General features: G+C 74.4%; 15 protein-coding genes. 11 read left to right on the top strand and 4 right to left on the bottom strand.

The annotated features are described in order from the left end of the window. The first annotated feature begins 51 nt into the window (after positions 1-51). The 4 genes from ACGFNF_RS12385 (at position 52) to ACGFNF_RS12400 (ending at position 5,194) form a co-directional block, all read left to right on the top strand. Positions 52-1,566 carry a hypothetical protein gene (locus tag ACGFNF_RS12385; protein ID WP_393167572.1) on the top strand — a complete coding sequence of 505 codons (1,515 nt, stop codon included), beginning with the start codon at positions 52-54 and terminating at the stop codon, positions 1,564-1,566. Positions 1,567-1,714: 148 nt separating this feature from the next. Continuing rightward, positions 1,715-3,895 carry a S1 family peptidase gene (locus ACGFNF_RS12390; RefSeq protein WP_393167574.1) on the top strand — a complete coding sequence of 727 codons (2,181 nt, stop codon included), beginning with the start codon at positions 1,715-1,717 and terminating at the stop codon, positions 3,893-3,895. 229 nt (positions 3,896-4,124) lie between these two features. Next, complete coding sequence (locus ACGFNF_RS12395) at positions 4,125-4,883, top strand: MerR family transcriptional regulator (RefSeq protein WP_357576494.1); 759 nt, start codon at positions 4,125-4,127, stop codon at positions 4,881-4,883. 26 nt (positions 4,884-4,909) lie between these two features. Beyond that, positions 4,910-5,194, top strand: coding sequence for a putative quinol monooxygenase (locus ACGFNF_RS12400; protein WP_393167576.1), 285 nt, complete (start codon positions 4,910-4,912; stop codon positions 5,192-5,194). Between the two features lie 68 nt (positions 5,195-5,262). Here the strand turns inward: ACGFNF_RS12400 and ACGFNF_RS12405 are convergent, their stop codons facing one another. Then, entirely contained in the window at positions 5,263-6,810 is a 1,548-nt protein-coding gene (locus ACGFNF_RS12405) for a gluconokinase (protein ID WP_393167578.1), read from the bottom strand. A 172-nt stretch (positions 6,811-6,982) separates the two neighbouring features. Here ACGFNF_RS12405 and ACGFNF_RS12410 point away from each other — a divergent pair, with 172 nt between their 5' ends. From ACGFNF_RS12410 to ACGFNF_RS12425, 4 genes are all read left to right on the top strand, one after another. Beyond that, positions 6,983-9,361 (top strand): acylase, encoded by a 2,379-nt coding sequence (locus tag ACGFNF_RS12410; RefSeq protein ID WP_393167580.1) that lies wholly within the window; start codon positions 6,983-6,985, stop codon positions 9,359-9,361. A gap of 291 nt (positions 9,362-9,652) precedes the next feature. Next, positions 9,653-10,798 carry a hypothetical protein gene (locus tag ACGFNF_RS12415; RefSeq protein ID WP_393167582.1) on the top strand — a complete coding sequence of 382 codons (1,146 nt, stop codon included), beginning with the start codon at positions 9,653-9,655 and terminating at the stop codon, positions 10,796-10,798. A 293-nt stretch (positions 10,799-11,091) separates the two neighbouring features. Next, positions 11,092-11,511 (top strand): membrane protein insertion efficiency factor YidD, encoded by a 420-nt coding sequence (gene yidD / locus ACGFNF_RS12420; RefSeq protein ID WP_393167803.1) that lies wholly within the window; start codon positions 11,092-11,094, stop codon positions 11,509-11,511. 94 nt (positions 11,512-11,605) lie between these two features. Continuing rightward, positions 11,606-12,094 (top strand): hypothetical protein, encoded by a 489-nt coding sequence (locus ACGFNF_RS12425; RefSeq protein WP_393167584.1) that lies wholly within the window; start codon positions 11,606-11,608, stop codon positions 12,092-12,094. A gap of 4 nt (positions 12,095-12,098) precedes the next feature. Here the strand turns inward: ACGFNF_RS12425 and ACGFNF_RS12430 are convergent, their stop codons facing one another. Further along, a complete protein-coding gene (locus ACGFNF_RS12430; protein ID WP_393167586.1) occupies positions 12,099-12,536 on the bottom strand; it encodes a VOC family protein in 438 nt (145 codons plus the stop codon). A gap of 83 nt (positions 12,537-12,619) precedes the next feature. Continuing rightward, positions 12,620-13,009, bottom strand: coding sequence for a MarR family winged helix-turn-helix transcriptional regulator (locus ACGFNF_RS12435; RefSeq protein ID WP_393167805.1), 390 nt, complete (start codon positions 13,007-13,009; stop codon positions 12,620-12,622). Positions 13,010-13,142: 133 nt separating this feature from the next. Between ACGFNF_RS12435 and ACGFNF_RS12440 the strand changes: the two genes are divergently transcribed. Both ACGFNF_RS12440 and ACGFNF_RS12445 read left to right on the top strand, forming a co-directional pair. Continuing rightward, a complete protein-coding gene (locus tag ACGFNF_RS12440) occupies positions 13,143-14,375 on the top strand; it encodes a multidrug effflux MFS transporter (protein WP_393167588.1) in 1,233 nt (410 codons plus the stop codon). A gap of 270 nt (positions 14,376-14,645) precedes the next feature. Then, positions 14,646-15,935: a phosphatidylserine/phosphatidylglycerophosphate/cardiolipin synthase family protein gene (locus ACGFNF_RS12445; protein WP_393167590.1), complete on the top strand. Its 1,290-nt coding sequence runs from the start codon at positions 14,646-14,648 to the stop codon at positions 15,933-15,935. A gap of 52 nt (positions 15,936-15,987) precedes the next feature. Here ACGFNF_RS12445 and ACGFNF_RS12450 read toward each other — a convergent pair whose 3' ends face one another. Beyond that, the gene (locus ACGFNF_RS12450; protein WP_393167592.1) at positions 15,988-18,771 is read right to left on the bottom strand and encodes a tetratricopeptide repeat protein; all 2,784 of its coding nucleotides are present in this window, start codon (positions 18,769-18,771) and stop codon (positions 15,988-15,990) included. Between the two features lie 128 nt (positions 18,772-18,899). Between ACGFNF_RS12450 and ACGFNF_RS12455 the strand changes: the two genes are divergently transcribed. Beyond that, on the top strand, positions 18,900-20,075 hold the full coding sequence (locus ACGFNF_RS12455) for an aminoglycoside phosphotransferase family protein (protein ID WP_393167594.1): 1,176 nt from the start codon (positions 18,900-18,902) through the stop codon (positions 20,073-20,075). Positions 20,076-20,118 lie beyond the last annotated feature (43 nt).

Raw genomic sequence — 20,118 nt, forward strand, 5'->3', positions numbered from 1 at the left:
CCGCGACTCCGTCGCTGCCCGGGCGTCGGCCGCCGGGCGGGGCGGGCTGGCGTGAGTACGCTGCGCGCGCTCGCCCGGGCCCAGGCGCTCGCCGCCGGGGTGGCCCAGCCGGTGGCGACCGTCCGGCACCTGCACCTGTCCGGGCGGCCGTTGGTGCTGGTGCCCCTGGCGATGGCCGGCGAGGCCAACGCGCCGCTGGCGGCGCTGGTCGGCGACGCCCCGGACGCGGCGCGGCTGCTGATCGTGCCGCAGCCCCGCAACCGTGACCAGCGGTTCGCGTTCGCCGCCGAGCTGGCCGGGATCGTGCTGCCCTACCTGGACGGTTTCCGGGGCGTCTCCGAGGCGGTGCCGGTCGACCGGGGCAGGGACGTGCGGTACCGCCACGTCGACGCCCCGCAGCTGCTGGTGCCGAACCCCGCCGGGATCACCTTCCTGCGGCTGTTCGGCCGCTCCACCCGCTTCCGCCGGCCCGACGGGGACTATCCGGTGCACCCGTCGGTGCCGGTGCTGGGGCGCTGGCTGACCTTCTTCGCCGAGCGGGCCGAGCACCCCGGCTCGTCGGCGCTGCTGGCGATGACCGACGCGCTGGCCCTGCACTGGGCCACCGGGCAGAGCGTGGTGGAGGACCTGCACCTGCCGGCGCTGCTCGGCTGGATCGACCCGCCCGCCGGGCTCACCGGCCCCGAGGCGGCGGCCCGGGCCGAGGACCCGGCGACCTGCCCACCCGCCGGCCCGGCCACCGACCCGGACTTCGACAACCGGTGGCTCGCCCCGGCCGTCGCCGCGTACGCCGCCGCCGAGGACGACCCGGTCGCGCGCGCCGGGGCGTACGCGGAGCTGGAACGGCTGCTGCGCGACCAGCTCGCGCCCACCTGGGAGCTGATGTGGCGCGGCGTGGGGCTGCTGCGCGGCCTGCCTCCGGGCGCCCGGGTGGCCGGCCGGTGGGACGGCGACAAGGACGCCTTCACCGGCTACGCCGAGCACGTCGACTCCGGCGGCGCGCCGCAACCCCGCCGGGACGGGGCGGTCGCCGCCGCCCAGCGGCTGCACCGGCTGGAACGGGCCCTGACCTCCTACGCGGTGCAGCGCGCCTACGACGACCCGCTGGTGATGGCGGAGCACCGGCTGACCGGTGAGGCCTTCGTCGGCGAGGTGACCCTGGCGGACCCGAAGCGGGTGGACGACACCGGGAAGCGGCCGGTGCTGCGCCCCCGGATCCAGCTGGTCACCACCGAGCCGGTGGCGGTGCCGGTCGGCGCGACGCTGTACTCGCCGGCCCGGCCGGCGCAGAAGGCCCGGGTGGTCTTCGTGACCCCGGCGGCGGACGGCAAGACCGAGGTGGTGCTGGAGCTCTCCGGCGGGATGGGCCGGGGGCTGACCGCGCCGCCGGGCAGCGTGCCCGAGGTGGGGGAGCGGCTCTGCTACACCACGCTGTCGGACGCGTTCATGCCGGCGGGGGCGTTCCCGGCGGTCGACGAGACACCGTGGACGCACGGCGGACCGCCGGTCGCCGCTGGCGACGAGACCGGGGACGCCGCCGACGGTCCCGCGTCGGAGGAGCACTGACGACCCGCACCCGACGGCCCTCTTGTCCCGTCTCGGACGCCTATGCGCGCAGGGGTCTCCCCGCCGTGGCAGCCCCGATAGCATCCACCGAGATCGAATCGGCTGCGGTCGGTTCGGGCACGAGTCTGCTCAACTCACGGGGGATGCATTGTCAGTTCACCGAACGCGTAGATGGGGCGCCGCCCTGCTCGCCGCCACGGTCACGGCGGGCCTGCTGGGCGGGGCCTCCGCCCAGGCCGTCACGGGGGCCCAGCCGGTCCCGGACGGCACCTACCGGTTCAGCGCCAAGGTCACCTTCGGCGATCTCCGCGCCTGCTCGGGGGCGCTCGTCGACTCCGACTGGGTCCTGACGGCGAAGAGCTGCTTCGCCGAGGGCAGCGCGCCGGTCGCCGCCGGCGCCCCCAGCCGGCCGAGCACGGTGGTGGTGGGTCGCGCGGACCTCACCGGCACCGCCGGCCACCAACGTGTGGTGGCGGCGGTCGCCCCGCATCCGGACCGTAACGTCGCCCTGGTCCGCCTCGCGGCCCCGGTGACCGACGTGCCGCCGGTGACGCTCGCCAGCACGCCGCCGTCGGCCGCCGAGACGCTCCAGGTCACCGGCTACGGCCGGACGGCCACCGAATGGGTGCCGGATCGCCTGCACCAGGGCTCGTTCACCGTGCAGGACGTCGACGCCGCGTCGATCGGCCTGCTCGGCGCGTCGGCCGGCGCGACCCTCTGCAAGGGCGACGCGGGCGGACCGGCGTTCCGCGACGGCACCCAACTGGTCGCGATCGTCAACACCTCGTGGCAGAAGGGGTGCCTGGGCGAGACCGAGACCCGCGACGGCGCCACCGCCACCCGGGTCGACGACCTCGAACAGTGGATCCGCTGGCAGACCGCCGACGTCCACCTCTTCGCCGTCGTGCAGGACGGCACCGACTTCCGGCTGGTCTCGCACGCGCTCGACACGGGCGTCGACACGGTGCGCGCCACCCGTACGGCCGCCGCGGCGCTGCCCTTCCAGCCCAAGGCGATGGCCACGCTCAACGCCGACACCATCCTGATGACCGACCAGGTCGGCAACCTGCACCGGGTGGACGTCGCGGACGCCGTCGAGCTGACCTACACGATGACGCTGCTGGGCGACGGTTGGACCCACGACCGGCTCGTCTACGACGGCTACGGCTCGCTGTACGGCATCTTCTCCGGCTCGTCGCTGCGGCGCTACACCGTGACCAGCGCAAAGCCGACGCTGGCCCAGATCGGCACCTACACCACGATCAGCAGCGGCTTCGGCCTGAAGACGCTCGCCTCGCCTGGTGCCGGGCGGATCCTCGGCACCCTCAGCACCGGGTACCTGATCTCCTACAAGATCAATGGCAGCGGCGCCAACGCGTGGGTGCGCGCCGACCTGAAGACCACCGGCTGGGACCAGCCCACCATCCTGACCTCGCCCGGTGGCGGCGTCTACTACGTCCTGCACCCGGTCGGAGGGCTCCAGCGCTACCGTGACGCCAACCCGTACGACGGCAGTGGCGCGGACCTCGTCTTCGAGGGCGCTGCCCGCGTCACGGTGGGCGCGTGGAGTGCGCACCGGCTTATCTCCGCGCGGCCCTGGGCTGGCGTCGTGTCGGTCTTCGGCACGAAGCCGGATGGGCGGCTGTCGCACACGACGTTCGACCCGGCGACCGGCGCGCGGCGCACGGTTGTCTCGGCGGAGCCGCTCGGCATCACCCCGAAGGCGATGGCCGCTCTCAACGCCGACACCCTCCTGGTGACCAGCGCCGAGGGGCAGCTCTACCGGGTGGACGTCACCGGCACCGACCCGCTGACCTTCACCAGGACGGAATCCCTGTCGGGCGGATGGACGCACGACCGGCTGGCCTACGACGGGAACGGCTCGCTCTACGGCCTCGCCGGCGCCGCCCTGCGCCGCTACACGGTGACCAAGCCGAAGCCCGTCTACGCCGACATCGTCAACGCGAAGTCGATCACCGGCAACTTCACGTTGACCTCCCTGGCCGCGCCCGGCCCGGGCCGCATCCTCGGCACGACCAGCGGCGGCAAGCTGCTGACGTACGTCATCGACGCGGCCGGGACGTGGACGCCCACAGATCTGGCCGCGAGCGGTTGGGGCGACACGAAGTCGCTGTTCAGCCCGGGCGGTGGCCTCTACCACAAGCGGCTCGACTCGGGGCAGGTCCTCACCTACCTCGACGCCAGCCCGTTCGACGGCAGCGGCGCGGACATCAAGCCACACCTGGCCGACGCCCCGGCCAGCACGGGCTGGGACCCGATCCTGTCGGCCCGCCCGTACGACGCCTGGCCGGACGGCCGCCGCTGGTGACCGCCTGACCGCCTGACCGCCTGACCGCCTGACCGCCTGACTGCAGTGACCGTGCGGGCCGCCCGATCCTCGGGCGGCCCGCACCGTCGTCTCCGGCCGGCAGCGCCCCGGGAACCGCCCCGACCCGGCCCGGGACGGCGAATGCGCCGGCCGGCGAGGCGCAGAATGGATCGGGCTTGACCCTCACGTAACGGCAGGCGGGAGCCTCGGTGGCGGAAGGGAGGGAACCATGGCCTACACGGTGGGACAGGTCGCGAAGGCGGCCGGCGTGACCGTGCGCACGCTGCACCACTACGACGGGATCGGGCTGCTCTCGCCCAGTGACCGCAGCAGCACCGGCTACCGGCGCTACGACGACGCCGACCTGGACCGGTTGCAGCACATCCGCTACTACCGGGAGCTGGGGTTCCCGCTGGAGGAGATCGCCGCGATCCTCGACGACCCGGCGAGTGACCGGGCGGCGCACCTGCGTCGCCAGCACGAGCTGCTGTCCGTACGGATCAGGAAGCTCCAGGAGATGGTCGCGGCGATCGAGTTCGCGATGGAGGCGAGCAAGTTGAACATCCCACTCACCCCGCAGGAGCGGTTCGAGGTCTTCGGCGACTTCGACCCGGACGCGCACACCGAGGAGGTCGAGCAGCGCTGGGGCGACACCGACGCGTACCGCCAGTCGAACGAGCGGGTCGCCCGCTACACCAAGGACGACTGGCAGCGGAACAAGGCCGAGAACGAGGACTGGGCGCGGCGGTTCGTCGAGGTGATGGCATCCGGGGCGCCCGCGGACGGGCCGGCGGCCATGGACCTGGCCGAGGAGCACCGGCAGCTGATCAGCCGCTGGTTCTACGACTGCCCGTACGAGATCCACACCGGGTTGGCCGACATGTACGTGGCGGACGAGCGGTTCACCGCGTACTTCGAGAAGATCAGGCCGGGGATGGCCGCGTACCTGGGCGAGGCCATCCACGCCAACGCCATCACCCGCGCCTGACGCGCGGCCGTCCCCGGAGGTCAGCAGTGTTCATCGTCGCCGGCAGTCTCTACGTCGACCAGGACCAGCGGGACGCCTACCTGGCCGACTGCGTGGAGGTCGTCCGGCAGGCGCGGTCCGCGCCGGGCTGCGTCGACTTCGCGATCGGCGCGGACCTGGTCGAGCCGGGGCGGATCAACGTCTACGAGCGCTGGGAGTCCGAGGAGCAGCTGCTCGACTTCCGGGGCTCCGGCCCCTCGACGGAGCAGGCGGTGGCGATCCGCGGCGCGGAGGTGCACCGCTACCTGATCTCCGGGGTCGAGGCTCCCTGACGGGGCCGGCCGGGCGTCACGGCGCCCGGCCCGTCCCGGCGGGTCAGGCCCCGGGGCGGGGCGGTGCCCTACCGCTTCGGTGGTGCCGGTGCCGGTGCCGGGGTCAGGCCCGGGGCGAGGCGGCGCAGCGAGGTGAACGTGGGAACCAACGCGTCGTAGAGCCCGGCGAAGAGCGGCAGCAGGGCGGCGTAGGTGGCGGCGGCGGCCGGATCCGGGCGTGCCGTTTCCTCGATGTGCACCAGGTGGGCGGCGACCTCGATGGAGGGGATCAGCCCCAGCGCCTCCATGCCGAGCAGCGCCGCGCCGAAGCCGGAGCCCTCCCGCGTGGCGGGAAAGTGCACCGGCACGCCGAGCACGTCGGCCAGCATCTGCCGCCACAGTGGGCTGCGCGCGAAGCCGCCGCTGGCGCGAATCTCCCGGACCTCGTTGCCGGCGGCCCGCACCGAGGCCAGCACCAGCGCCAACTGCTGGCAGACGCCCTCCAACGCGGCCCGCACCAGGTGCGCCCGGCGGTGCCCGTGGGTCAGCCCCACGTACGCGCCGCGCGGCAGCGCGCTCCAGTGCGGGGCGCGCTCGCTGAGCAGGTACGGCAGCATGATCAGACCGCCGGAGCCGACCGGCGCCAGCGCGGCCTGCGCCAGCAGCTCCTCCTCGGCCTCCTCGCCCAGCTCCGGGGCGAGCGCGTCGCCGGTCCACTCCAGCACGACGCCGCCGTTGTTGATCGCCCCGCCGACCACCCAGCGTTGCTCGGTCAGCGCGTAGCAGAACACCCCGCCGAGCGGGTCGACGCCGGGGCGCTCCACCATGACCCGCATCGCGCCGCTGGTGCCGATCGTGCAGGCCATCACGCCCGGGGCGACCGCGCCGAGCCCGAGGTTGGCCAGCGGGCCGTCCCCGGCGCCGACGACCACCTTCGTGTCCCGGGGCAGCCCGGTCGCCGCGGCGGCCTCGGCGGTGAGGCCGGGCAGCACGGTGGTGGTGGGGACCAGCTCCGGCAACTGCTCCGCGGAGATCCCGGCGACGTCGAGCGCCTCTTCGTCCCAGGAGAGCTGGTGCATGTCCATCAGCCCGGTGGCGGAGGCGACCGAGTGGTCGGTCACCAGCGCGTCGCACAGCCGCAGCAGCACCCAGTCCTTGATGCCCACCCAGTACGCCGCCCGCCCGAACAGCACCGGCTCCTGCTCGGCGAACCAGAGCAGCTTGGGCAGCGGCGCCATCGGATGGACCGGGGTGCCGGTGCGGCGGTGCAGCGCCAGCCCGGACGGAACCGCGCGCAGCCGTTCGGCCTGCCGGCTGGCCCGCGAGTCGGCCCAGGTGACCGACGGGGTGAGCGGGCGGCCGTCCGGGTCCAGGCCGATCAGGCTGTGCATCGCCGTGCCGAAGGAGAGCCCGGCGACCGGCCGGTCCAGCTCCGCCACGACCACGCGCAACGACTCCAGCACCGCCGCGTGGATGTGCCGCGCGTCCTGCTCCGCGTAGCCGGGGAATGGTTCGTCGAGGGGGTAGCCGACCGAGTGGTGGGCGAGCAGGAGACCGTCCAGGTCGTACGCGACCGCCTTGGTGCTTGTGGTGCCGATGTCGACGCCGATCACCACCGGGCGGAGCGGGTCGCCCACCGGTCCCACCCCCTCGTCGGCCCTGGCTGCCGCCGACGTTACCCAGCGTCCGGGGGGTCCGTAGGGGGAACAACCCGGTTTCCCGGTCGGGTCTTCCTCGGCATGCCCGCGCCCGGCGAGAATGCCGGTCGTGTGAACTTCTCACACGTCCACCGGACGGGAGGAAGTCCCGATGAGGCCAAGGCCGCTCTGCGCACTGGTCACCGCCCTCGCCACGGTCGCCACCACAGCGGTCGCCGGCGTACCGCCGGCCGCCGCGCGGCACCATGACGGCGGCTACTCGGCGGAGATCCGCCGGGCGTCGTACGGCGTCCCGCACATCACCGCCCGCACCTTCGCCAGCCTCGGCTTCGGCGTCGGCCACGTCCAAGCCGAGGACAACATCTGCGTCATCGCGGAGAAGGCCGTCACGGTCAACGCCGAGCGGTCCCGCTACTTCGGAGCGGCGGGCCCCACGGACGCGAACGTCCGCAGCGACCTGTTCTTCCGCAAGGCGATCGACGACGGCACGGCGGAGCGGCTGCTGCAGGGGCCCCGCGACGGCGTGCACTCGCCGTCCGACGAGGTCCGTGACCAGATCCGTGGCTTCGTCGCCGGCTACAACAGCTATCTGCGCCGCACCGGCGCGGCGAACCTGACCGACCCGGCCTGCCGGGGCAAGCCGTGGGTGCGTCCGCTGACCGAGCTGGACATGTGGCGCGCGAGCTGGGCCAGCATGGTGCGGGCCGGCTCGCGGGCGGTGCTCGACGGGATCGTCGCCGCCGCCCCGCCCACGGCCACCGGCCCGGCCGCCGCCCTCGACGCGCCGGGCGCCGCGGCGGTCGTCGCCGCCCGCGACGGCGCGCCCGCCGGCGTCGGCAGCAACGCGTACGGGCTGGGCGCGCGGGCCACCACGCACGGCGGCGGGATGGTGCTGGCCAACCCGCACTTCCCGTGGGAGGGGGCGGAACGCTTCTACCGGATGCACCTGAAGGTCCCGGGCCGCTACGACGTGGAGGGCGCGGCGCTCATCGGCGACCCGATCATCGAGATCGGGCACAACCGCACCCTCGCCTGGAGCCACACCGTCTCCACCGCCCGCCGCTTCGTCTGGCACCGGCTCGCGCTGGTCCCCGGCGACCCGACGTCGTACTACGTGGACGGCCGGGCCCGGAAGATGGCCACCCGCACGGTCACCGTCCGGGTGCCCGCCCCGGGTGGCGGCACGGTGCCGGTCAGCCGCACCTTCCACGACACCCACTTCGGTCCGGTGGTCGTCGTCCCCGGCACCTTCGACTGGACCACCACCGCCGCGTACGCGATCACCGACGTCAACGCGACAAACAACCGGGCGTTCGACGGCTGGCTCGAGATGGGCCGGGCGAAGACCGTCCGCGAGCTGAAGCAGGTCCTCGACCGGCGCCAGTTCCTGCCCTGGGTGAACGTCATCGCCGCCGACGCCCGTGGCGAGGCGCTCTACGCCGACCACTCAGTGGTGCCCCGGGTCACCGACGAGCTGGCCGCCGCCTGCATCCCCGCGCCGTTCCAGCCGCTCTACGCCAGCAGCGGCCAGGCCGTCCTCGACGGCTCCCGGTCGGCCTGTGCGCTGGGCCGCGACCGCGACGCGGCGGTGCCCGGCATCCTCGGCCCGGCCAACCTGCCGATCCGGTTCCGCGCCGACTACGTGACCAACTCCAACGACAGCCACTGGCTGGCCAACCCGGAGGCGCCGCTGGAGGGCTTCCCGCGCATCGTCGGCAACGAGCGCACCGAGCGCAGCCTGCGTACGCGCCTCGGCCTGGAGCAGGTGCGGGAGCGCCTCGCCGGCACCGACGGGCTGCCCGGGCGGGGCTACACCACGTCCCGGCTCTGGCAGACGGTCTTCGGCAACCGCGCGTACGGCGGCGAACTGCTGCGCGACGACCTGGTGGCGTTGTGCGCCGCGCAGCCCACCGCGACCGCCTCCGACGGGAGCACTGTCGACCTGCGGGGGGCCTGCGCGGCGCTGAAGGGCTGGGACCTGCGCGTCGACCTGGACAGCCGCGGCGCGCACCTGTTCACGGAGTTCGCCCTGTCCGGCGGCATCCGGTTCGCCGACGCGTTCGACGCCGCCGACCCGGTGCGCACCCCGAGCCGGCTGATCACCGCCGACCCGCGCGTGCTCACCGCGCTCGCCGACGCCGTCCGCAAGCTCGCCGGCATCCCGCTCGACGCGCGCCTGGGCGACATCCAGACCGAGCCGCGTGGCGACCGGCGCATCCCGATCCACGGCGGACGCGCCGAGGCCGGCGTGTTCAACATGATCATCGGTCCGTTGGCGCCGGGCGTCGGCTACCCGAAGGTGGTGCACGGCTCGTCCTTCGTGATGGCCGTCGAGCTGGGCCGCAACGGCCCCTCGGGGCGGCAGATCCTCACCTACTCGCAGTCGAGCAACCCGAACTCGCCCTGGTACGGCGACCAGACCCGGCTCTACTCGGGCAAGGGCTGGGACACGATCAAATACACGGAGGCGCAGATCAAGGCCGACCCGAACCTGCGCAGTTACCGGGTGGGGGAGGGCCGCCGCCACTGACCCGCGATCGTTCGCGCCCGTCCGGTCACCGCGATCGGGCGGGCGCGACCGCGTTCACGGCCGGGGCGGCCGGTCCCTGCCGCCATCGGTCGGCGCGCGACGCGCCGTCGGGTCTGCCCCGCGCGCCGTCGACACGCCCGACGACGCGAATCGACTCGACGAAATCCACCTATCGCCCGTTTTCGCCCGCCGTTCGGCCATTTTGCCCGTTGCGGCGTGTCCCCGTGGGCCGTTGTCACCGTTGACGGTTGTGACACCCCGGTTGGTGGCCTGCGCGGCGAAGGAGTCGGCATGGCAAGGACTGATTCGACGGGTTCCACGTGGCGGTACCGGTGGGTGCACCGGCAGAACGAACGGCGGCGGCGGGAGTTCCGCAGCGCCGACAAGGCATGGCGAAGACGCGACGACGAACTGCGCCGCCTGCGTACCCTCGCCGAGGAGTTCCAGGGCTCGGCCGCGGCGGGCGCCGGCCTGGCGCTGGAGCTCGCGCCCGACGAGGTGGTGTTCTGGGTGCTGCCGGCCGCGCAGCTGGTGGAGGTACGACACACCACCGTGCTGCCCGCGCCCGACCTGACGGTCGCCCCGGCGGCCGCGCCGCCGCGGCCCCGCAGGCCGGACGGCGTCCGGGTCGCCGACGCCGGCATGGCGGTGATCACCAACCGCCGGCTGGTGCTGCTCGGCGGTCGCGGCCGGCGCGACTGGGCGTACGGGAGGATGACCGGCCTGGCCCACGACCCGCACGCGCCCGTCACTCTCATGCAGGTGCTGGACCGGCGGCGCACCTCCGGGCTGATGCTCCCGGCGGACGTCGCCGCCGACTTCCGGTTCAAGCTGACCCTGGCCTTCGCCGACGCCATCGAGCAGCGCGGCGCGGTGCTCGACCAGCTCGACGAGGCGATCGCCGAGCACGCGCAGCTCAAGCCGTTCCGGCCGCAGATCGCGACCCCGGCGCAGGCCCAGCCCTTCGCGTTCGTGCCCGGCGGCCGGCGCACCGTGGCCGTCGCCGCCGGCATCGCCCTGCTGGTGCCCGCCGCCCTGCTGGACACCGATCCCGCCGACCCGACCGGCTCGGAGGTCGCCGTCGCCGCGACTCCCGCGCCGACCTTCGTCGCCCCGCCGGTCGCCCTCCCGGCCGCGCAGGCGAAGGTGCCGCCCGCCGCCTCGAAGCCGCGACGTGGCACCACCGCACCCACGCCGACGCCCGCCCGCGAGCGGCGCTGCGGCGCCCCGACCAACCCGATGGGGTACGACTTCTGCGGCGGCGAGCGCATCCGCAGGCCGGCCGTCGAAATCTGCGACTGGTTCGACTGCGTACCCGAGTTCTGGGCCGGCCGGGGCCACCTGGTGCAGTGCGGCGACGGCTCGGTCAGCCTCACCGGTGGGCGGCGCGACGCCTGCGCCGGGCACGACGGAGTGCGCCGCACGGTCTGGCGCTGACGGCTCGGCGGGTGTCCGCACCCGGCTCCGCGGCACCCCTCGGCTCCGCGGCACTCCCGGTCGGGGCGAGGGCTCACGTGCGCAACGCTGTCGAGCTGATGTCGTAGACGATTCGCCGCCCTCTGGTGGCACAGCGGGCCGGACACCACCACCTGATGTCACAGCCGACTCAGCTCGACAGCGTCGTACGGTCCCTTCGCTGGCGGACCGACTCGGCGGCCACCATCGAGCCGGCCACCACCGAGGCGATGGAACGCCATCCGAGAGATTCGGGGTGGCGCGGAAGTCGCATGATGTTCCCTGTGATCTACCTCCCGAGCAACCAGCGTCGCAAGAAGAAGAGCCGTTTCGACAACTGCGACGCCTGCAACTGCGACATTCCCTGCTGCGACCTGGGGCTCTTCTCCACCCTGCTGACCCTGGGCGCGCTGGGCGCCCGGCTCGTGTCGCCCGGCCGGACCTCGGCACCGCCGGCCGTCGCCGCCGGGCGGGCGCCGCTGGTGGACCGGGCCGGGCGGGCCGCGATCCTTGGCTACCGGCGCTGGCTGTCGCACCGCTGGCCCGGGCAGTGCCGCTTCACCCCGACGTGCAGCGCGTACGGGCTCGCCGCCGTGGAGCGCCACGGGCTGGCCGTCGGCGGGCGGATGGCGGCCGACCGGGTGCGCCGCTGCCGGCCCGACGTGCCGTGCGGCACCCACGACCCGGTGCGCTGACCGGGGCGCCGGCGCCCGGTGTGCTGGCGGTCGGAGCGCCCTGAGCTGCGGGGATGCCCCCATCACGCGCCTCGGGATCGGTCATGATGACAGGATGGAGATCCGCTCCGACGACGGTGCCCGGGTGAGGATCCGGCCGGTGGGCTACCAGCCCGGGGTCGGGCCGCCGGACGACCCGGACGAGGCGGCGGACTGGGACGACTGGCTGCTCGTCGAGACCGACGCCCGCACCGCCGACGGGCAGGCCTGGTCGCACCTCGAACCCTGCCTGACGGTGGCCGAGGCGTACGCGCTGGCGGGGTGGCTGCGGCAGCAGGCGGAGACGACCGGTGACCCGGCGGAGCCCTTGGCAGTGGCCCGCTTCACCGAGCCGAACCTGGCCTTCCGCGCCCGGGTGCTGCGCCGGCGCCGACTGGCGCTGACCGTCGAGTTCTCGTACGGGTCGCTGCCGCCCTGGATTCGGCGGCAGCCGCTCGGCGCGGTCTACCCGTTGACGCTCACCGTCTCCGCCGACGCCCTCTCCGTGGCCGCCGAGCAGTGGGCGCGCGAAGCCGACGCGTACCCCCGCCGCATCGCCTCCTGACCACTCAGTCCGGTGGCGTGAGGTCGGGGACGGTGAGTGAGCCGTCCGGGCCGAGGGGGAGGCCCGGGTTCCAGGCGATCTCCCAGACGTGCCCGTCGGGGTCGGCGAAGCAGCCGGCGTAGCCGCCGTAGAAGGTCTCGCGTGCCGGCACGGTCACCTCGGCCCCGGCGTCGGCCGCCGCCGTCAGCAGCTCGTCGACCTCGCCCCGGGAGCGGACGTTCTGCGCCAGCGTCGTCCCGCCGAACCCGCCCGCGCCCCGGTCGGGCACGCCCGCGTCGGCCGCCAGCTTCTCCCGGCTCCACAGCACCAGGGCGAGGCCGCCCGCCTGGAAGAAGACGGTCTCCTCGACCTCCTGGCCGCGCCAGCCGAGCCGCTCGTAGAAGGCGCGTGCCCGGGCCACGTCGGCGACGCCGAGCGTCACGAGGCTGATCCGCTGTTCCATCACCCGACGACCCTCCACCCACGACCCGGCACCGTCCACCGTCACCGTAGCGTCGAACCACCGGCCGTTCCGGTTCCGGTGGCTCAGCCCCGTCCCGTCATCCGGTCGGCGAGGCGGCGCAGCGCCGGGGCGGCGGCGAGCAGCGTCTCGCGGTCCGGGGCGTCCAGCTCGGCCAGCGCGGCGGCGAGCAGGTTGCGCCGGTGCCGCCCGTACGCGGCCATCCGCTCCCGCGCCGCGTCGGTCAGCTCCAGCCGGATCGTGCGCCGGTCGGCCGGGTCCCGCTCGCGGTGCAGCAGCCCGGCGGTGGTCAGCTCGCCGACGAGGGTGCTGACCGTGTTCGGCGCGGTGCCCAGCCGCTCGGCGGCCTCGCGGACGCCGATCCCCGGGCGCCGCTGCACCAGTCGCAGCACCTCCACCTGGGCGTCCGGCAGGGCGGTGCGGCCGACCCGCTGGGTGGCCGTCCGGCGCAGCATCCGGTGCAGGTCACCGAGCGCTCCGCCGAGCAGGTCGACCGTCTCGTCCGTCACAGTCAGGCCTTCCGACGCCGAAATAGCTCTGTAGTCAGAGCTATCGTAGCCGGGCCGAGCCGTCAGTGAGGGGACCGCCATGCCGCACGCCACCGCGCCGCCCGTCCGACCGGACGAGCGCGTCGCCGCGCCCACCGGGCGGGCCGCCGTCGTGCTGCTGGTGCTGCTCGGCACGCTCACCGCGTTCGGGCCGCTCTCCCTGGACACCTACCTGCCGGCGTTCCCGGAGATGACCCGTGAACTGTCCGCCAGCCAGGCGCAGATCCAGCTCTCGCTGACCACCTGCCTCGTCGGCATGGCGCTCGGCCAGCTCGTCACCGGCCCGCTCAGCGACCGCTTCGGGCGTCGCCGGCCCGTGCTGGTGGGCGTCGCCGCGTACACCCTGCTGTCGTTGGTGTGCGCGGCCGTGCCGTCGGCCGAGACCCTGGCCGCCGCGCGGCTCGCGCAGGGCTTCGCCGGCGGCATGGGCGTCGTGGTGGCCCGCGCCGTCGTGCGTGACCTCTACGCCGGCCGCGAGGCCGCAAAGTACTTCTCCCGGCTCACCCTGGTCTTCGGCGTCGCCCCGATGGCCGCGCCCGCCTTCGGCAGCCTGGTGCTGCGCTACGGGGACTGGCGTACCGTCTTCGTCGCCCTCGCGGTGATCGGCGCGCTGCTCGCCGCCGCCGTCGCGTGGCGGCTGCCGGAGACGCTGCCCGCCTCGCGGCGCAGCACCGGCGGCCTCGCCGCCACGGCCGCCGCCGGCCGCTCGCTCTTCACCGACCGGATCTTCCTCGGGCACGCGCTGGCGCAGGGCCTCGCCTTCGCCGCGCTCTTCGCCTACATCTCCGGGTCGTCCTTCGTCTTCCAGGACGTCTTCGGCGTCTCGGCCGGCGCGTTCAGTCTCATCTTCGGCGTCAACGCGCTCGCCCTGGTCGCCGCCGGCCAGCTCAACGCCCGCCTGCTGGACCGCTTCGCACCCCGCACCCTGCTGCTGCGCCCAATGGGCGTGGGGCTGCTGGCCGCCGCCGTCCTGCTCGCCGGCGCGCTGCTCGGCAGCCTGCCGCTGGTGGCGGTGGCGCTCTTCGTCTTCATGGGATCCCTCGGCATGGTGATGCCGAACGGCACCGCGCTCGCCCTGGACCGGCACCCCGCCCACGCCGGCACGGCCGCCGCCCTGCTCGGCACCATCCAGTCGCTGGTGGGGGCGATGGCCGCGCCGCTGGTAGGGCTGGGCGGCGAGGGCAGCGCCGTGCCGATGGCCGTGGTGCTCGCCGGGGCGGCGGCCGCCTCCCTCGCCGTCGTAGGCACCCTGGCCCGCACCCGTCGGCCCTGACCGGCGGCAGCCTTCCACGTTTCTTACACGGTGCTTCCACGGCCCCCCGCGATCGTTGACGGCAACGCGGGACGGTTGCGCGGTGACGCACCTGTTCCGATCCACGGACAGCGGCTGGACCCAGGCGGCCCGGGCAGGATCGTCCACCTGGACGAGCACCGGCACCGACGCCACCCAACGGGGGCCAGCCGCTGGACAGGACAACAGGGAGGTGCCGATCTCATGTTCGTCGAATCCGCTGGCGCGTCGGGTCGAAAAGGTGGGGGGCGGATGAGCAGAAGTGCGGGCATCCGCGGCCTCGCCATGGCGGTCGCCGCGACGACCGCGCTGTCCCTGCCGATCAACCCGGCCCACGCGGCCGACCCCACGGGGAAGGCTCCGGCAGCCGCCGCGGCGGCGATCCCCATCGCCGCCTCCGAAGTGCGCAACTACGCCTGGTTCAACCAGAAGACCGACAGCGACATGCACGGCGGGCTCGTCGGTCACGTCAGCCGGCTCGTCAACGCCGCCCCGTCCGGGGCGACGCTCTCCCTGACCCTCTACTTCTTCAACCGGCAGGAGATCGTCGACGCCCTGCGCGGCGCCGCCGCCCGGGGCGTACGGGTGCGGATCGTCATCAACGGCAGCCAGGTCGGGACGCCCCATTACGCGGCGCTCAAGGCGATCCCCAACGTCCGGCTCGTGACGTGCGGCCAGCGGCGCTCCGACGGGCAGTCGACCCGTGGCTGCGTGACCAAGCGTACGGAGGCGACGCCGCTGCACAATCCGCCGCTGCTGCACGACAAGTTCATGACCATCTCCAGCGTGCGACTGGCGGGTGGCGGGACGGCGCGCAACGTCCTCTACGTCTCCTCGGCGAACCTCGACCACTACCGGGCCTACGAGAACGCCATCACCATCAGCCACGCCGGCCTTTACGGCACCTACCTCGACTACTTCAACGACCTCATGCGGTACGGCACCTCCGGCCGGAACAACCCCAACTACGGCCGGACCACGACGGTCGGCGCACACCGCGTCTACACCTTCCCCCGCAGGGAGGCCGCCGGGAGCACGCCGGGCAGCGCGAGCAATGACCCGATCGCCAGCCTGTTGAGGTCGACCAACTGCTCCGGAGGGACCCGCATCGACCTGGCGAACTTCCGGATCCAACGGACCGCCGTGGTCAAGGAGCTGAAGGCCGCGCGGAGCCGGGGCTGCCAGGTCCGGATCGTCACCGGCGCCAAGTCGGGCCGACCGCACGACGCCGGCCCGCCGATGAAGGCACTGGTGGAGCTCGCCCGCGCGATGCCGGTGCACCTCTGCGGCTACACCGAGGCCGGTGGCGTCCCGATGCACGAGAAGTTCATGATCATCCGTCGGGGCGGCCAGTCCACGCTCTACACGGGCAGCCACAACCTCACCTACCGGGCGCTGCGGCAGAACGACGAGAACATCCTGGCGCTGCGCAACCACCCGCTCGCCGCCCCGTTCCAACAGCGCTTCGAGCAGCACCACAGCACCTGCCTGCCATACCAGCCGCCGGCGGGCGCCACCGCCGACGTCGAGGACGCCGGCTGAGCACACCGCGACCCTGGGGGCCGGCCCGACACCGGGCCGGCCCTCCGGACGCTCACGGCGGGGCCGTCTCCGCCAGCAGCGCGCGGACCTGCCCGGCGTCCGGGTGGTCGAGGCCGGTGAAGATGTCCAATGCCTGCCGCCACGACTCCCGGGCCGCGCCGAGGTCGCCCCCGCCGCGCTGGGCCTCGCCCAGGTTGCGCAGGGTGAGCGCCTCGTTCATCCGGTCGCCGAGCCTCTGGTAGAGCCCCAGGGCCCGCTGGTAGCAGGCCAGCGCCTCGCCCAGATCGACCTCGCGGTAGGCGTACCCGAGGCTGTCCAGGGCCCCCGCCATGCCGACCGGGTCGCCGAGACCCTCGAGCAGCGCCAACGAGCGGCGGCAGTGGTCGATGGCCTGCCCGTGGTCGCCGAGCAGCGCGTGACACCAGCCCACCGAGTTGTGCGTGTTCGCCACCCCCCGCTCGTGACCGGCGCGCCGGAACAGCTCCAGCGCCCGCAGGTCGTAGCGCAGCGCATCGGAGATGTCGCCCCGCTGCTCACACAGCCAGCCGAGACTTCGGCAGGTGAACCCCTGCCCCACCAGGTCATCGAGCCGACCGAACAGCTCCAGCGCCTGCCCGTAATGCGCCCGCGCCGCCTCGAAGTCGCGCAATCGCACGTGGGCGCCGCCCAGGATCCGGTACGCCTCCGCCTCGGCCGCCTGGTCGCCCTGCCGCCGCGCGGCGGCCACCGAGGATTCCCCGACCCGCACCCAGTCCAGCCAGTGACCCCGGCGGGCGAAGAAGTTGGTCGTGGCCCAGGCGAGCCGCCACACGTGCCCGTCCAGGCCGGAACGCTCGGCCCGGTCCAGCGCCGCGAGCAGCACCCGATGCTCGGCCGTGAACCACCCCAGGGCCGCCTCCCGGTCCGCGAACACCTCCGGGCACACGCCTTCGACGGCCACGGGCGGTTCCAACGGATCCCGGTGCGGCCAGAGCAGCCGGTCGGCGCCCACCGCCGTGTGCAGGCAGTGGTCCAGCACCCGACGCAGCGCCGAGAGCCCCTCACCGTCGCCGGCCGGAATCAGCTCGTCGGCGTACGCGCGCAGCAGGTCGTGCAGCGCGTACCGGCCCGGGACGTGCTCGACGAGCAGGTGCGCCGCCGCCAGGTCCCGCACCGCCACCCGCACCCGCTCGACGGGCGACGCGGCGAGGCTGGCCGCAGCCTCGACCGTGACGTCCGGGCCGGGATGCAACGCCAGCAGCCGGAAGAGCCGGGCCGACGCCGCCGGCAGGGCGTGGTACGACCAGGAGAAGACTGCCCGGACGTCCGTGTCGCCGATGGCGAACGCGTCGAGGCCACCACCGCCCGTACGCAGCTCCCCGGCGAGCGCGCGCAGGGTGAACTCGGGATGGTTCGCCGCGCGGGCCGCCACGATGGCCAACGCCAGCGGTAGGCGCCCGCAGGCGTCGACGATCTGCTCGACCGCCACCGTCTCGGCGGCCACCCGCCCCGCACCCACCCGGCGGCCCAGCAGCTCGCGGGACTCACCCGAGGTGAGCAGGTCGAGCCGCAGCGGTCGGGCGCCCTCGGCCACCACGAGGCCGGAAAGCTGGTTGCGGCTGACCACCACCGTGGCGCAGCCGGGCGCACCCGGCAGCAGCGGCCGGGCCTGCTCCACCTCGCGGACGTTGTCGACGACGACGAGGACCCGCCGGCCGGCGAGCATGCTCCGGTAGAGGCCGGTCTGCGCCTCCAGGGTCGCCGGCACCCGCTCGGGCGGCACGGCGAGCGCGTCGAGGAAGCCCCGCACCGCCTCACCCGGCCCAGCCGGGGTACCGATCGGGCCGTAGCCGCGCATGTCCACGTACAACTGGCCGTCGGGGAAGTCGTCGCGCACGCTGTGCGCCAGGCGTACCGCGAAGTGCGTCTTCCCCACGCCAGCCAACCCGCTGACCAGGACCGTCGGGGAGCCGGCCGGTGCGGCCAGCAGGAGCCGCCGGGCCGCGGCGAGTTCCGCCGCCCGGCCGACGAACTGCGGCGGGTCGGGCGGCAGCAGGCACGGCCGGGCCGACTTCACGTGCTCCGCCGGCCCGCGCGGCGACGGCACCCGGCGGTGCAGGATGTCCCGCTGGAGGGCCTGCAGCTCCGGCGCGTCGAGCCCCCGTTCGCCCAGCAGCACGAGGCCCTCCCGACACACCTCGGCGGCCTCGTCGACCCGCTGCTCGGCGTAGAGCGCCAGCGCGAGCAACCGCCGCACCCCCTCGTCGTACGGGTCGTCGGCGAGGGGCCCGGAGAGCTGCGCGACCGCCTCGGCGTACCGCCCCAGCGCGGCGAGCCCTTCGGCGCAGTCGCGCCGCGCCGCCCGGCGTACCGCCTCCAGCCGCGCGACCCTCGGCCGCACGAACGGGTGGTCCGCCACGTCGGCGAAGGCCGGACCACGCCACAGCGCCAGCGCCGCTTGCAGGGTCGCCACACCCCGCTCGGTCAGGTCGTCGTCGCCGGCCGCGACGAGCTGGCGTCCCTGCGCGCACCAACGCTCGAAACGGTGCGCGTCGACGGCGTCGTCCGGTAGGTCGAGGAGATAGGCGGCGCCGGTTCCCGAGCCGACCGTCCGCACCACCGGCTCACCCACGGCCCGCAGCGCCCGACGCAGGTGGGACACGTGGCTGCGCAGCGTCGCCCGGGCGCCGGCCGGTGGCGTCCCGGCCCACATCAACTCGACGACCCGGTACGCCGGCACCGCCGAACCGGCCTCGACCAGGAGAATGGCGAGCAGCGCCACCAGCTTCGGGCCCAGCCGTACGGGCCGGTCGTCGTCGGACACCTGCACGGGGCCGAGCACGCTGATGCGCAACACTCGGAAATCACGCTCCGATCGCCGTGTTTCGATAACCATAGTGGTGCATGTCACGACTCGTACGCGCGCCGTCACCGGTCGGAGTAAAACGGTCGCCGTGCCCCGCTGGACGCCGATAACGTGCCAGGGTGTCCCGCTCCGTCACTCTCGTCCTGGTCGATGCCGCCGGCGCTGCGCTGGGCACCCTGCCGGCGTTCGACGTCCCGTCGCCCTGGTGGCAGGAGGTCGCCCCGGTCGTGGCCGAGGCCCGCCAGCGGTACGGCGTCGAGGTGGCCGTGCTCCGCCTGCTGACCGGCGACGCGCCGCAGCCGATGGGCGGCACGGTCACCTACCTCGCGCAGGTCGACGGGCCGCCCGCCACGCCGCTCGTACCGGCGAAGGCAGACCTGTCGGCGGACCCGCTGCGCGCCCCCTACGCCGAGCCCGGCGGCCCGGCGCGCAGCCTCGCCTGGGCGACGGCCGAGCTGCGGCGGCTCGGCCGCCCGGCGGAGACCGTCACCCAGCAGCGCACCTGGAACCTGTCGGCGGTCTGGCGGCTCGACGGGCCGGACGGCACGGCCTGGCTGAAGCAGGTGCCGGTGTTCTTCCGGCACGAGGCCGCGGTGCTGCGCTGGCTCGGCCGGGCCGCGCCGGGGAAGACGTCGACGCTGCTCGCCGACGACGGCGACGGCCGGATGCTGATCGAGCACGTGCCCGGCGAGGACCGCTACGGCGCACCCGTCGAGGAACGGCTGGCGATGGCCGCCGACTTCCACCCGGTGCAGGTGCGCTCCGTCCCCGACGCGGCGGAACTGGTCGCGGCGGGCGTGCCCGACCTGCGCGCCGACGCCCTGCCGGCCTGGATCCGCGACCGGCTGGTCGGCTGGGACACCTCGCCGGTGCGGTCCCTGCTGGCGGGGCTGGAGGCGCGGCTCGACGAGGTACGCGGGTGCGGGCTGCCGGACACCCTCGTGCACGGCGACCTGCACCCCGGCAACGTGCGCGCCTGCGATGGGCGGCACGTCGTCATCGACTGGGGCGACGCGTTCGTGGGAAACCCGGCGTTCGACGCGCTGCGGCTGGTGGAGGGGCTCGCCGACGACGTCGCCGCCCCGGTGCTGGCCGAGTGGTGCGCGCGGTGGCGGGCCGAGGTGCCGGGGTGCGAGCCGGAGCGGGCCGTGGAGCTGCTGCGGCCGGTCGCGGCGCTGCGGCTGGCGGCCGTGTACGCGATGTTCCTCGACGGGATCGAGGCGAGCGAGCGGGTCTACCACGCCACGGACGTCGACACCTACTTCGCGAAGGCACTCACGCCCGCTGCCCGGTGACCTGTGACGAGCCGCGTCACGATGACGAGGGCTTGCTGGCGCG

This window comes from Micromonospora sp. NPDC048868, assembly GCF_043198195.1.
In the GTDB taxonomy this organism is placed as follows: domain Bacteria; phylum Actinomycetota; class Actinomycetes; order Mycobacteriales; family Micromonosporaceae; genus Micromonospora; species Micromonospora reichwaldensis.

What these genes read in the sequence shown, in the direction of transcription:
- ACGFNF_RS12445 (WP_393167590.1), top strand. Translation starts at nt 14,646, where the DNA reads ATGAGCAGAAGTGCGGGCATCCGCGGCCTCGCCATGGCGGTCGCCGCG.
- ACGFNF_RS12430 (WP_393167586.1), bottom strand. Translation starts at nt 12,536, where the DNA reads ATGGAACAGCGGATCAGCCTCGTGACGCTCGGCGTCGCCGACGTGGCC.
- yidD (WP_393167803.1), top strand. Translation starts at nt 11,092, where the DNA reads ATGTTCCCTGTGATCTACCTCCCGAGCAACCAGCGTCGCAAGAAGAAG.
- ACGFNF_RS12395 (WP_357576494.1), top strand. Translation starts at nt 4,125, where the DNA reads ATGGCCTACACGGTGGGACAGGTCGCGAAGGCGGCCGGCGTGACCGTG.
- ACGFNF_RS12435 (WP_393167805.1), bottom strand. Translation starts at nt 13,009, where the DNA reads ATGCTGCGCCGGACGGCCACCCAGCGGGTCGGCCGCACCGCCCTGCCG.
- ACGFNF_RS12440 (WP_393167588.1), top strand. Translation starts at nt 13,143, where the DNA reads ATGCCGCACGCCACCGCGCCGCCCGTCCGACCGGACGAGCGCGTCGCC.
- ACGFNF_RS12415 (WP_393167582.1), top strand. Translation starts at nt 9,653, where the DNA reads ATGGCAAGGACTGATTCGACGGGTTCCACGTGGCGGTACCGGTGGGTG.
- ACGFNF_RS12425 (WP_393167584.1), top strand. Translation starts at nt 11,606, where the DNA reads ATGGAGATCCGCTCCGACGACGGTGCCCGGGTGAGGATCCGGCCGGTG.
- ACGFNF_RS12410 (WP_393167580.1), top strand. Translation starts at nt 6,983, where the DNA reads ATGAGGCCAAGGCCGCTCTGCGCACTGGTCACCGCCCTCGCCACGGTC.